Origin of the sequence: Luteipulveratus mongoliensis (assembly GCF_001190945.1) — a bacterium.
GTDB classification, from domain to species: Bacteria; Actinomycetota; Actinomycetes; order Actinomycetales; family Dermatophilaceae; genus Luteipulveratus; species Luteipulveratus mongoliensis.
The window spans coordinates 378208-390240 of record NZ_CP011112.1; the positions used below are offsets into that span (position 1 = coordinate 378208).

General features: G+C 67.0%; 10 protein-coding genes. 7 read left to right on the forward strand and 3 right to left on the reverse strand.

Annotated elements, in window-relative coordinates:
* Positions 1–50 precede the first annotated feature (50 nt).
* Positions 51–668 (reverse strand): hypothetical protein, encoded by a 618-nt coding sequence (locus VV02_RS01795; RefSeq protein WP_052589457.1) that lies wholly within the window; start codon positions 666–668, stop codon positions 51–53.
* A gap of 86 nt (positions 669–754) precedes the next feature.
* Here VV02_RS01795 and VV02_RS01800 point away from each other — a divergent pair, with 86 nt between their 5' ends.
* The 3 genes from VV02_RS01800 (at position 755) to VV02_RS01815 (ending at position 5086) form a co-directional block, all read left to right on the forward strand.
* Positions 755–1462, forward strand: a complete 708-nt coding sequence (locus tag VV02_RS01800; protein ID WP_245632970.1) for a response regulator transcription factor — start codon at positions 755–757, stop codon at positions 1460–1462.
* A complete protein-coding gene (locus VV02_RS01805; RefSeq protein ID WP_052589458.1) occupies positions 1449–3269 on the forward strand; it encodes a sensor histidine kinase in 1821 nt (606 codons plus the stop codon). The genes VV02_RS01800 and VV02_RS01805 overlap by 14 nt, the downstream gene beginning before the upstream one ends.
* 203 nt (positions 3270–3472) lie before the next feature.
* Positions 3473–5086 carry a purple acid phosphatase family protein gene (locus tag VV02_RS01815; RefSeq protein WP_052589460.1) on the forward strand — a complete coding sequence of 538 codons (1614 nt, stop codon included), beginning with the start codon at positions 3473–3475 and terminating at the stop codon, positions 5084–5086.
* Positions 5087–5107: 21 nt separating this feature from the next.
* Here VV02_RS01815 and VV02_RS01820 read toward each other — a convergent pair whose 3' ends face one another.
* Positions 5108–6091: a helix-turn-helix transcriptional regulator gene (locus VV02_RS01820; RefSeq protein WP_052589461.1), complete on the reverse strand. Its 984-nt coding sequence runs from the start codon at positions 6089–6091 to the stop codon at positions 5108–5110.
* Positions 6092–6222: 131 nt separating this feature from the next.
* Here VV02_RS01820 and VV02_RS01825 point away from each other — a divergent pair, with 131 nt between their 5' ends.
* The 4 genes from VV02_RS01825 (at position 6223) to VV02_RS01840 (ending at position 10313) form a co-directional block, all read left to right on the forward strand.
* A complete protein-coding gene (locus VV02_RS01825) occupies positions 6223–6618 on the forward strand; it encodes a RidA family protein (RefSeq protein ID WP_052596418.1) in 396 nt (131 codons plus the stop codon).
* A 200-nt stretch (positions 6619–6818) separates the two neighbouring features.
* Positions 6819–7940, forward strand: coding sequence for an NAD-dependent epimerase/dehydratase family protein (locus tag VV02_RS01830; RefSeq protein ID WP_052589462.1), 1122 nt, complete (start codon positions 6819–6821; stop codon positions 7938–7940).
* Between the two features lies 1 nt (position 7941).
* Positions 7942–9363, forward strand: a complete 1422-nt coding sequence (locus VV02_RS01835; RefSeq protein WP_169787623.1) for a glycosyltransferase family 2 protein — start codon at positions 7942–7944, stop codon at positions 9361–9363.
* Positions 9360–10313 carry a UDP-glucuronic acid decarboxylase family protein gene (locus VV02_RS01840; RefSeq protein WP_052589463.1) on the forward strand — a complete coding sequence of 318 codons (954 nt, stop codon included), beginning with the start codon at positions 9360–9362 and terminating at the stop codon, positions 10311–10313. The genes VV02_RS01835 and VV02_RS01840 overlap by 4 nt, the downstream gene beginning before the upstream one ends.
* Positions 10314–10595: 282 nt before the next feature.
* Here VV02_RS01840 and VV02_RS01845 read toward each other — a convergent pair whose 3' ends face one another.
* Entirely contained in the window at positions 10596–12032 is a 1437-nt protein-coding gene (locus VV02_RS01845; protein WP_052589464.1) for a condensation domain-containing protein, read from the reverse strand.
* Position 12033: the final 1 nt, after the last annotated feature.

Sequence of the window (12033 nt, forward strand, 5' to 3'; positions counted from 1 at the left end):
CACCGTTCCGAGAACGATCAATCGCTTTGCATTCCGGGCGGTTTCGGCCATCACTTCCCGCCGCCGAAGGCCTTGCGCTGGCAGTCATGCTGCAGCTTGTTGCTCTGCTTCTCCGACATGGTGGGTTGTTCCGCGTAGTTCCAACCCTCCGCGTTGGGCAGCTCCGTCACCTTCAGACCGCCCGCGTTGAGGCACAGGACCTCCTGGTGGAACTGGGCCGCGTAGTGCGGGTTCTTCTTGGAGTCCAGCTCCGGCGGGATCAGCGGCTCTTTGCTCGCGCAGGCGCCCTCTGCCGCCTTCCTGGTCGCGGCGCTCACCGGGACCGACGGCCAGGGGAGGCCAACCAGGTTCGGGACATATCCGCGGTCATGCATGCAGCTGTAGTACGCCCGGTACAACCGACCGGACTCCTCGTCAGTGGTGTCCAGCCGAAGCTGCGGCCGACTGGCGTTCTGCGTCGACGATGTCGACGACGTACTCGCACCACCGGATGAGGTGGTCGGAACCGAGGTCGTGGCAACGCCTGGCGCGGTCGTCGGTACGGCTGCGACACCGCTCGGCTTGTCGCCGCCGCAGGCCGCGAGGGTCAGGGCGACAGCGAGTCCGGTCGCTGCGAGCGTGCTCGTCCTCAGGATGGTGCGTGGTCGGGTCTGTCCAGTCCTCGTCATGAGATTCACCCTGACGAGCAGTTGTGAAGAACTTGTTGGGCATCGATCAAGGGGCGATGACGTAGCGCGTCATGGGTGGTGCGGCTGTGGATACTGAACCTGTGTGCGCTCACGTGATGGTGGCCGAGGACGACCGGCGACAAGCCGAGCTCGTCCGCCGCTACCTGGAGCGGGAGGGCCATTCCGTCCTCGTGGTGCACGACGGCGGGCGGGCGATCGATGAGATCCGTCGACGCCAACCCGATCTGCTGGTGCTGGACGCGATGATGCCCGAGGTGGACGGGCTGGAGACGCTGCGCATCCTGCGCGCCGAGTTCGACTTCCCGGTGCTGATGCTCACGGCCCTGGTCTCCGAGGACGATCTGCTGCGCGGGCTGGATCTCGGCGCGGACGACTACCTGACCAAGCCGTACAGCCCGCGGGAACTGATGGGGCGCGTACGGGCGCTCCTCAGACGGGTACGCCGGACCGCTGGGGCAGCGGAGTCGGTGCTCACCGTCGGCGCGCTGGTCGTCGACCCCGCGCGACACGAGGTGACCGTGGGCGGCGGGCTCGTGGAGTGCACCGCCGCCGAGCTGCGTCTGCTGAGCACCCTTGCGGCTCAACCCGGTCGGGTGTTCACCAGAGGCCAGCTGCTCGAGCAGGCCTACGGTCGTGATCACTACATCACCGAGCGCACCGTGGACGTGCACATCCTCAACCTGCGCAAGAAGATCGAGCACGATCCGCGCAAGCCCGACTACCTGCTGACGGTCTACGGCGTCGGCTACAAGATGGCCGATGTCACGCGCTGACGGGCCGGTGCGGCACCGCTTGTTCGTACGGCTGCTCGCCGGATCGATCATCGTCGCGATGTGCACGATCGCCGCGACCGCGTGGCTGGCCGCGCGCAGCACCACGGGATCCATCGAGCGCGAGCAGGGTCAGGCCCTCAGTACCGACGCGCACATCTATGACACCGTTCTTGCTTACGCCGCAACGCATTCCACGTGGGACGGCGTCGAAGCCAGGGTCCGAGCACTCGCCGCGCAGAGCGGTCGGCGCATCGCGATCACGACCGAGCAGCGCACTGAGATCGCAGACTCGGCTGCCGGCCGAGCGCGGCCGGTGCGCGCCTCCTCCGTCATCGACCCACTGCAGACCGACCCCAGCCTCAACGCCAGCGTCAGCCGCATCGACCCCCGTGCGGCCGGGCCCTACCGACTGCCCTCGGCCGACCGGATCAGGCTGCGCACCGCGGCTGACACTCTCGCGAAGTGCTTGCGTGGCAACGGAATTCAAGCCAATGTCGTTGAGTCGCCCACTGGTCGTGCTCGCGTCACTGGCTACAACCGGGTGGCTCCAACCGCATGCCCCGTTGTCAGCTTCGAGGGCTCCACGCCCACCGAGCAGCGCGCGCTCGACCAGCTCCGCACCCTGGCCGCGCCGTGCCTGAAGCCGGCCGGCCAGACAGCCACACCTCGCCTGAGCGTCGACGCCACCGGGACTCCCGTCGTCGACAGCACCGTGCCTTCCGTGGTGACCTGCCTGAACAACGCGCGTCGCGCGCAGCTTCGACCGTACGTCGCAGCGCCGGCCCTGCTGTTCATCACCCAGCCCGCAGGTGAACCCTCACCCAGCATTCGGCTGTCCTCGGCGGGCACGACTCGAATCGCCCTCGCCGGACTCGTGATTCTCGTGCTCGCGGCGCTGATCAGCGCCCTGATCGCTGCCCGGTTGCTACGCCCGGTCCACGCACTCACACTCGCGGCTCAACGGATGCAAGACGGCGACACTGCGGCTCGCGTCCAGGTGCGCGCCCGAGGCGAGCTCGGTCAGTTGTCGAGGACGTTCAACCAGATGTCGGAACATCTCGAGCGCACCGAGCAGCAGCGCCGCAACATGGTCAGCGACATCTCGCACGAGCTCCGCAGTCCGTTGGCCAATGTGCGCGGCTGGCTCGAAGCCACCCAGGACGGCGTCGCCGATCTCGATCCAGCCCTCGTCACTCTGCTGCTCGACGAGACGCTGACCCTGCAACACCTGGTCGACGACCTTCAAGACCTGGCAGAGGCCGACGCCGGCCAGCTCCACCTGCACCGCGAACCCGTCGACATCACCGACCTCCTCGAGTCCGTACGCGCCGCGCACCGCACCGCCGCGACCTCCGCGAATGTCGTGCTGAGCGCCGAAATTACTGATGGCGCAGAGGTATTCGCCGACCCAGTGCGTCTGCGGCAGGCCGTCAGCAACCTGGTCAGCAACGCGATCCGGCACACTCCAGCGGGCGGGCACGTCACCCTCCGTGCTCAGCAGCACACCGATCAGGTCATGATCGAGGTCACCGACACCGGCGGCGGCATCAGCGCCGAAGACCTACCGCATGTGTTCGACCGGTTCTGGCGCGCCGACAAGTCACGCAGCCGGCACACCGGTGGCAGCGGCCTCGGCCTGACGATCGCGAAACGCCTCGTCGAGGCACACGCCGGCACCCTCACCGCCACCAGCGAGCCAGACGTCGCCACCTCGTTCACCATCACCCTGCCCTCTCACCCGGGCCTTCTCGCCGAAGACGCCAGTCTGTCCCGGGTCTCTTCGAACCCTCAGGATGACTCCGCGTAGCGGGTCGCTACGCATCCCGCTTGACGTCTCTCGTCGCCGGAGCATCGGTCACCTCTCGCCCGTGCCAGAGCTCGACGCACGCGGACTCCGCGCCGAGTGGCGTCTCAATGTGAGACCACTCCTCACCGCCGAGGCAAAGTGTTCGAGAGAGGTTCACCCACAGCGCGTCGAACATCTCAGAGAGCGCCACAAGGCTGGCGTGCATGGATACGACTCCTCGTCCTAACGACGCGCCCGAGCGCCCCGGGACCGCCCGTCGCCACCTTCTCGCAGGTGCTGGATTCGCTGTCGCCGCAGCGACGTTCGCCGCTACATCGCCCGCCGATGCATCCACGGCCACGCGTCCGCTCGGCCGCGGGAATCGCCCCCAGCACGGCGCGGACCCGGTCCGGACGCCGGCCGTCGATGGCCTGCACCTGCAGTTCGGCGCCGATGCCGCCACGGAGGTCGTGGCGAGCTGGCACACGCTCCAGCCGGTGCAGCACCCTCGCGTCTTCCTCGGGGACTCGCGTGGCACGTTCGAGCGCACCGCAGCCGCGACGACCGTGTCGTACGTCGACGCCAAGTCCGGGCGGACGGTGTACGCCCACCACGCGCCGCTCCGTCGGCTGCGACCCTCGAACGCCTACCTGTACGCCGCTCTCCACGACGGCGCCGCGCCTCAGTTCGGTGAGTTCACGACAGGCCCGAAGGGTCGCGCTCGCGTGACGTTCACCAGCTTCGGCGACCAGGGCACGCCCACGCTCGGCAAGCTGTTGGCCGGCGCGGCGAAGCCGACCTGGGTCAACGACAACCTGGGCGGCCCGGCCGGCGCCGATACGACCGCCGGGGTCGAGCGGGTCCAGCCGATGTTTCACCTGTTCAACGGCGATCTCTGCTACGCCAATCTCGCCGAGGACCGCATCCGCACCTGGTGGGACTTCTGGGACAACAACTCCCGCAGCGCCCGCAACCGGCCGTGGATGCCGTCGGCCGGCAACCACGAGAACGAGCTCGGCAATGGACCGATCGGGTACGAGGCGTACCAGACCTACTTCAGCCTGCCGGGCAGCGGCGGACCGCGCGGCGTGACGCGAGGTCTGTGGTACTCGTTCACCATCGGCGCGGTGCGCGTCATCAGCATCGCCAACGACGATGTCTGCTACCAGGACGGCGGCAACACCTATGTCCGTGGTTACTCCGACGGCGCGCAGCAGGCGTGGCTCGAGCGCGAGCTGAAGGCGGCGCGCAGGGACCGCGGCATCGACTGGGTCGTCGTCTGCATGCACCAGGTCGCGATCAGCTCGGCGGATCAGGCCAACGGCGCCGACCTCGGCATCCGTCAGGAGTGGGTGCCGCTGTTCGACCGGTACGGCGTCGACCTCGTCGTGTGCGGGCACGAACATCACTACGAGCGCAGCCACCCGATCCGTGGTCAGGCCGCCAACGCGACGCTCACGCCGAAGACGGCCGTGCGCGACCCGAAGGTCGTCGACACCACGAAGGGCACGGTGCACATGATCCTCGGCGGCGGCGGGACGTCGGTGACGTCCAACCAGGTGTTGTTCGACCCGCCGCAGTGCCGTGTCATCACCGCCGTCGGCGCGCCAGACCCGACGACGGGCAAGCGTCCGCCGATCTATACGACCGAGCCGGCGGACTGGTCGGCGTCGCGGGACCGGGACCACTCGTACGGCTTCGCGGGCTTCGAGGTCGACCCGGGCCGACCGGGCGGAGACACCACCATCACGGTGACGTACTACAACACGGTCGGCACGGGCGGTGCACTGGAGGAGTTCGAGACCTTCACGCTGCGGCGGCCACGCAGCGACCGCTGAGGTCGCTGTGGAGGCCGCCGGCTACCTCTCAGGGGGTTCCTCATAGCGGGTGGCGATCGTGGCAGCACGGTTGCGCAGGGAGGTCCGTAACCACTGGGGGCCAAGGGCTTCCGCGCCAGTCCCGAGCTGCCACAGCGCCCACTCGGCGTGCCGCGCGTCCTGGAAGGTCACCTCCAACCGCAGCGAGCCGTCCGCGTCCGGCTCTTCGGTGAGGACAGCCAGCGCGGTTGTCACCAGCTCTTCCCGCCGAGCCGGATTCAGCCGTACGACGACGGTGACCTGATCGCTCCCACCGCCCCGGAACTGAGCGCTGCGCTGCTGCCAGATCTGTTGCAGGTCAACGCTTTCCGGCCGCTCCGCCGACTCGGGGAGTGCCTCGGCGGCGAGCACCCGCGAGAGCCGATAGGTGCGGTCCTCACCGGATCTCGTGGCCAGCAGGTAGCCCTTGTCGCGCACGGTGACCAGGCCGATTGGGTCAACGGTGCGCCACTGCGGTGCCTGGTCCGTGGCCGCGTACTGGATGCGCAGCTTGTGTCCGGCGAGCACCGCGCGCCGGACCTCCACCATCGTGCTGTCGGGCAGCTCCTCCGTCACCATCTTGCGTGAGAGCAGGTCGGCCGCCGGCTCGATCAAGAACCGCTGGGCCGCGTCGCTCGACCTGGCCTGATGGCTCTCGGGCAGAGCATCGACGACCTTGCGCAAGGCGGACGCGAGCGCCGAACCGAGGCCGAAAGCCTGCTCGCCGCGACCCGATCCGGCCGCCAGCAAGGCAAGCGCTTCGTCATGGTTCAGCCCGGTGAGCTCAGTCCGAAATCCGGGCAACAACGCGAAGCCACCGTGCCGGCCGCGTTCGGCATAGACCGGTACGCCGGCCGCAGACAGTGCCTCGATGTCGCGCAGCACGGTGCGGGTGGACACCTCCAGCTCGCGGGCCAGCACGTCCGCCGTCAGTCGACCGCGCTGGCGCAGGAGCAGCACCAGCGAAACCAACCGGTCGGCCCGCACAGGAAAGATCGTACGAAATACACGACTGAGGATGTCGTGATTTGTCGTGAGGCTGACCAACACGACGCCGGACGGCTACCGAGCCCACGGCGTACGGACTCTTGATGAACCGAAATGGAGCTGATGTGGCGATGGAACGAACTGCTGTCAACCCGGTGACTTGGTCGGTGGAGATGGGCTTCAACCAGGGCGAGGTCGTCTCCGGGCACACCCGGACGCTCTACTGCTCCGGTCAGACCGCGATGAGCGATGACGGCCAGCCGCAGCACGCCGACGACATGGGGGCTCAGCTGGCGCTGAGCATCGACAACCTGGAGGCCGTACTCCGGGAGGCCGGCATGTCCCTCACGAACCTCGTGCGGCTGAACGTCTACACGACCGACGTCGACCTGCTGTTCCAGCACTACGGCGGGCTGGCGTCGCGGATGGGTGCCGCCGAAGTGGCGCCGAGCACCACGATGCTCGGGGTGACACGGCTGGCGATCCCCGGCCAGATGGTCGAGCTGGAGGGGACCGCCGTCGCGTGACGTCCGCGGTGGTGACGATCGGCGCGTACGGCTTCGACGGCGAGTCCTTCGTGAAGCGCCTGCTCGCGTTATGGCTTCTGTGGGCAGTCGGTCTGACTCTCTTCAGCGACAGGTAAGTTTTCAACAGGAGGGATGGAATAGGGGGCAATTTTTGCCACTGTTGCTGCTCAGCCAGAACGAGGTTCTAAGGGGAGAGCGCTGTGGCCAAAGTCTTAGTGACCGGTGGAGCAGGATTCATCGGGTCTCACGTTGTCGACCACCTACTGGAACAGGGCCGGGAGGTGCGGGTCCTTGATGCCGTGATCGAGCAGGTACACGGCACCGACGGCCCTTCGTACCTGTCCTCAGAGGCCGAGCTCGTCCGCGCGGACATCCGCGATCGCGCGGCAGTGGCTGCAGCACTCGAGGGCGTCGACAGCGTGGTCCACCTGGCCGCTGAGGTCGGTGTCGGCCAGTCCATGTACGAGGTGAAGCGGTACGTCGACACCAACACATCGGGGACGGCCAACCTGCTCGATGTGCTGGCGAACGACACGCACGACGTCGGCAAGGTCGTGGTGGCCTCTTCGATGTCGATCTACGGCGAGGGCGCGTACCGCTGTGCCACGCATGGCGATCAAGCACCCGGTCAGCGCGACGAAGGCGCATTGCGGCGACGTGAGTGGGAGGTCGCCTGCCCACAGTGCGGTGCTGCCCTGGAGCCCATCCCGACGCCGGAGGACAAGCGCCTCCTTCCCAGCTCGGTCTACGCCCTTACGAAGATGGACCAAGAGCTGCTGACGCTGAACGTCTGCGGCGCGTACGACATCGCTGCGACCGCCGTCCGGTACTTCAACGGGTACGGCGCACGCCAAGCCCTCTCCAATCCGTACACCGGTGTGGCGGCGATCTTCAGCAGCCGGATCCTGAACGGCCGTCCTCCGCTGGTGATGGAGGACGGGCTGCAGCGTCGAGACTTCGTGCACGTCAAAGACATCGCGCGTGCCACGGTGCTCGCCCTGACCTCGTCTGCTGCCGACGGCCATGCGGTCAATGTGGGCGGTGGTGATCCCATCAGCATCCTGGAGGTGGCCGAACTGTTGGCTCGGGCGCTGGACCGAGAGGACATCGAGCCGGAAGTGGTCCAGAAGTACCGCGTCGGCGACATCCGACACTGCTGGGCCGACTCGACGAAGGCCAGGGACCTGCTCGGATTCGTGCCGGAGTTCTCGTTCAGGGACAAGGGCGTCGAGGACCTGATCGAGTGGGTGGAGCAGCAGACCGCCACCGATCGAGTGGATGATGCGGCGGCCGAGCTGTCCCGACGCGGGCTGGCGATCTGACATGGGTACCGCGCTGATCGTCCTGACCGTGACCGTTCAGGTTCTCTACCTGTTCACGACAAGCGTCGCCCTGTGGTTCTACTCGCGGCCCGTCGACGTCATCGACGAGCCCTCCTTGGATCCCGCTGATCACCCCGATGCGCCGCCGATCGTGATGCTGTACCCGGTGCTGCACGAGCTCGAAGAGACGATGCGCACCACCTTCATTGCGATGGAGCGAGCGCCCTACCCCGACCACCTGCTTCGCGTGGTGGCGATCCCCAACCACGATGACCCCGAGAGCATCGCTTCGTTGCGCAAGCTCCAGGGCGAGTTCCCCTGGCTCGAGCTGATGATCGTGCCCTCGACCGCCGACGCCAGCTGGGACACGGTGTGGCAGGCGTGGGATGAGAACCCGCACGCCTACTGGTGGCACCAGGGCCGGCGGGCCAAGGTGCGTGAGCTGCCACCGAAGAAGACGCGGCAGCTGGTCTGGGCGCTCTACCAGCTCGCGCCCGAGGCAGGGGAGGGGGCGCTCCTGTCGTACATCGATGCAGACAGCGTGATCCCGACCGACTACTGGTACGCCGGTGCGCTCGGCTCGAAGACGTACGACGTCGTCCAGAGCACCAACATCACCGGCAACCTGCTGGCCTCGTGGCCGACCTCGTTCTTCGCGATGGATCACATCGGCTGGGACGCCACGTTGTACCCGCACATGACCGCCCACGGAAAGCACCCGTTCTATGTCCTGGGCAAAGGACTGTTCTACAAGCTCGATGACCTCATTCGGTTGGGCAGCTTTCACCCCTGGCTGACCATCGAGGACCCGGAGGTCGGACTCCGGCTCTGGACCAATGGCGCGACGATGGGCATGGCACCCTCTCCACTCATCGAAGAGGTGCCACCCACGTGGCGCAACGGCTTCACCCAGCGCAAACGCTGGATGGCCGGCTTCTTCCAGACACTCAGCCGCCCACTCAAGGCCATGGGTATGCCGGCCCGCGCTCGCTGGCGCGCCCGCCTCAACATCGTGCCGACCATGGCCCTGCTCATCAATCCGTTCGGGCTGGTCGCAGCGATCTGGGGGACCGCAGACCAGATTTTCAATGACGGATCCTCATTGCCCCGTTGGGTCGGCATCCTGTCGATCATCACGGTGATCGTCGTCGCACCGCTGGTCCTGTTCCGCTGGTTCCGAGCCTGGCTGATGATCGAGCCGGTGGTCCACAGCAGGCGGGACCGGATCCGGTACGTCCTGCGCGTCAACCCGGTCTTCACGACGGTCTACGCACTGTGGTGGATCCTGCCGATCGCCCGCGGCTTCGTGATGTTCCTGTTCGATCAGGGACTGCGCTGGGAACGGACCGTCAAGGTGGACGCCAACCATGAGCTCATCCGTGAGTCAGCGGTCACCACCGAGGCAAACCGGGCGCGCCGATGAGCGTCCTGGTCACCGGTGGCGCCGGCTTCATCGGACGGCACCTCGTGACGAGACTCCTGTCAGAAGGCAACCGCGTGTACGTGGTGGATGACTTCTCCACCGGAGTGCGAGGGCTCCTGCCGTCCCACTCGCGCTTGACCGTGCTGGAGGCAGACGTCATCGAGCCGCTGTCCATCCCGGCACGAGTCGATCGCATCTTCCACCTCGCCTGCCCGGCGTCGCCGCCGCACTACCAAGCCGATCCGGTACGCACCTTTCGGACAGGCGTCTGGGGCACGTTCAATGTCCTCGAGCTGGCTCGTGCCACGAAGGCTCGCGTTCTGCTGGCCTCGACATCGGAGGTCTACGGCGATCCCCACCAGCACCCTCAACGCGAGAGCTACTGGGGGCACGTGAACCCATGGGGCGTCCGCTCCTGCTACGACGAAGGTAAACGCGGAGGCGAGACGCTCGCGCACGACTTCCGTCTCCAGTACGAAGTTGACGTCCGGGTCGCACGCATCTTCAACACGTACGGCCCGGGCATGCGGCTGGACGACGGGCGCGTCATCAGCAACTTCCTCTACGCGGCGATCCACGAAGAACCGTTGACGATCTACGGCGACGGCACCCAGACCCGATCGTTCTGCTACGTGGACGACCTCGTCTCTGGCCTGCTTGCTCTCATGGAAGTGCCTGGCGCTCCTGAACATCCAGTCAATCTGGGCAACCCTCAAGAGTTCACCATGAACGAGCTCGCGCACCAGATCGATGACCTGTGCGGACCACAGGTACGCACCCATCATCGGCTTCCCGAGGACGACCCCTCACAACGCCGCCCCGACATCTCTCTCGCCCAAGAGCTGCTGCACTGGCACCCCGTGGTCGGGCTCCGCGAGGGCTTGGGCCGGACGTTCGACGCGCTTCGCAGCACGGCCTTGTCCGGTCCGCGGCGTGAGCGCAGCGCCTAGCGCCGCCCTTCGGGTTCCCGGGCGGCCACCGAGGACGTGAGTCGAACGTCCTCGGTGGCTGCGCCCCCATCAGGCGACGGGAGCCACACGGCGACCGACGACGTACAGCTGCGCCGAGACCCGTCCGCAGCAGGCGCGGCGAGTAGTCCGTCACGAATCCGACGAACGCCTCGTCGTCGCGGCTGCTCATGAGCCTCTCGCTCTCGTCTTCACGCCCCACATACGCACCGGCGTCGCCATAGGTTGTGCCGACCAATCCACTGAACTGGGGGCGCGGGCTGGTCAGACGAACGCGGTGTGGGCCGAAGTCAGCCGGTGACCTAGCACCCCTTCGAGCTCGGCGCGCAAGAGCTCGGCGACGTGCTCGAAGTATCGCGCGACGTTCGCCCTGGCGACAGCGGTCCCAGGGACACTGCAGGTCACGTAGGTGTTGGTCGGCATGCGATTGATCCAGACGTTGACGTCGTCGTCGTGACCGCCACCCGTCAGGCCGAAGAACCGTTGCCGGGCCCACGCTTCTTGGCCTGGCGCCTTGCGACCGTCGAGGTAGGACACGATCGAGGGCCGCTCGGTGCTGTCGGAGTCGAACCCGAAGGCTTCGGAGAGGATCTGCAGTACACGAATCGCCGGCAGCTCCTGCGTCACCCTCGCCTCCCGGAAGGTCTGCCGAGTCGCCCGGGCGACCTCCATGAGGTCGGCGGCGTCCGGCACGTCGATGTGCACGGGCATCAGGTTGACCAGCCATCCCATGGCGTGCTGCAGCTCGGGGGAGTAGCGGGTGCTGATGGGGTTCAGGAAGCGGTAGGAGGTCTGGCCGGCCAGGTCTCGTGCGGCCAGGGCGCACGCGGCGTACACCAGGGCGGGAAAGGTGGCACCTTCGGCGCGTGCGTGTACTTCGAGCGCGTCCGTCTCAGGGGCGCTCAGCAGTGCGTACCGACCGGGTTCCAAGAGCTGCTTCTCACCCGGCTCCAGACCGAGGTCCATGGGGAATCGGGGCGTTCCCCCGCCGTCCTTCAGGGCGTACTCAATCCAGTACGCGACGGCGGGATGATCACGAGTGGCGCGCTCGGCCACCTCTCGTTCGAGCTGCGCATGCTGCATGAAGCTGCCGGCAGGTGGCAGCTCGGCGGGTGAACCGCCGATGGCCTCCTGATAGAGCGCGTTGACCTCCTCGAACGTCACCAGAACGCTGAAGCCATCGGTGTAGGTGTGGTCCGCAGCGGTATAGACCACGCTGGAGTCCGCACCCACGGCAGCGGCGAAGGCGTAGCCGAGCCCGTCGAACGGCGTACACGTCTCCTCGAAGAGTCCGCCGATGAAATCGGTTGTCTCCGAAGGGGATTCGCTGACCTTCACCTCGCGAGGCACGATCTCGATGTCTTCCGGGCTCAGGTCGAACCGTTGATAGCCGCCGTCCTCGGCGACGACGAACCAGCCCCACAGAACGGCGTGGCGGCGCACCCACTGCGTGAGTGCGGCTGCCATGGCGTCGACGTCGAGCTCACCTGGGAGATCGAAAGCGGTACCCACCCAGCTCGCATCCCGCTTGTCGATCTTGGCCATCGCCCTGCGCAGCCCGAGGTGGGTCTCCTGCATGTACGACGGTTGATCGTCGCCCGGTACGGCGCGTTCGATCGCCGCTCGGGTTCGCGCACTGGGTTCCCAGACGATCAGCCGCCCAGCGATGGTGTCGTGCAGCTCGAGTCGGGTCATCTGCATG

Bases quoted from the DNA above. Each gene is read 5' to 3' on its own strand.
- VV02_RS01825 (WP_052596418.1), top strand. From the start codon at position 6,223: ATGGAACGAACTGCTGTCAACCCGGTGACTTGGTCGGTGGAGATGGGC.
- VV02_RS01845 (WP_052589464.1), bottom strand. From the start codon at position 12,032: ATGCAGATGACCCGACTCGAGCTGCACGACACCATCGCTGGGCGGCTG.
- VV02_RS01805 (WP_052589458.1), top strand. From the start codon at position 1,449: ATGTCACGCGCTGACGGGCCGGTGCGGCACCGCTTGTTCGTACGGCTG.
- VV02_RS01835 (WP_169787623.1), top strand. From the start codon at position 7,942: ATGGGTACCGCGCTGATCGTCCTGACCGTGACCGTTCAGGTTCTCTAC.
- VV02_RS01815 (WP_052589460.1), top strand. From the start codon at position 3,473: ATGGATACGACTCCTCGTCCTAACGACGCGCCCGAGCGCCCCGGGACC.
- VV02_RS01795 (WP_052589457.1), bottom strand. From the start codon at position 668: ATGACGAGGACTGGACAGACCCGACCACGCACCATCCTGAGGACGAGC.
- VV02_RS01840 (WP_052589463.1), top strand. From the start codon at position 9,360: ATGAGCGTCCTGGTCACCGGTGGCGCCGGCTTCATCGGACGGCACCTC.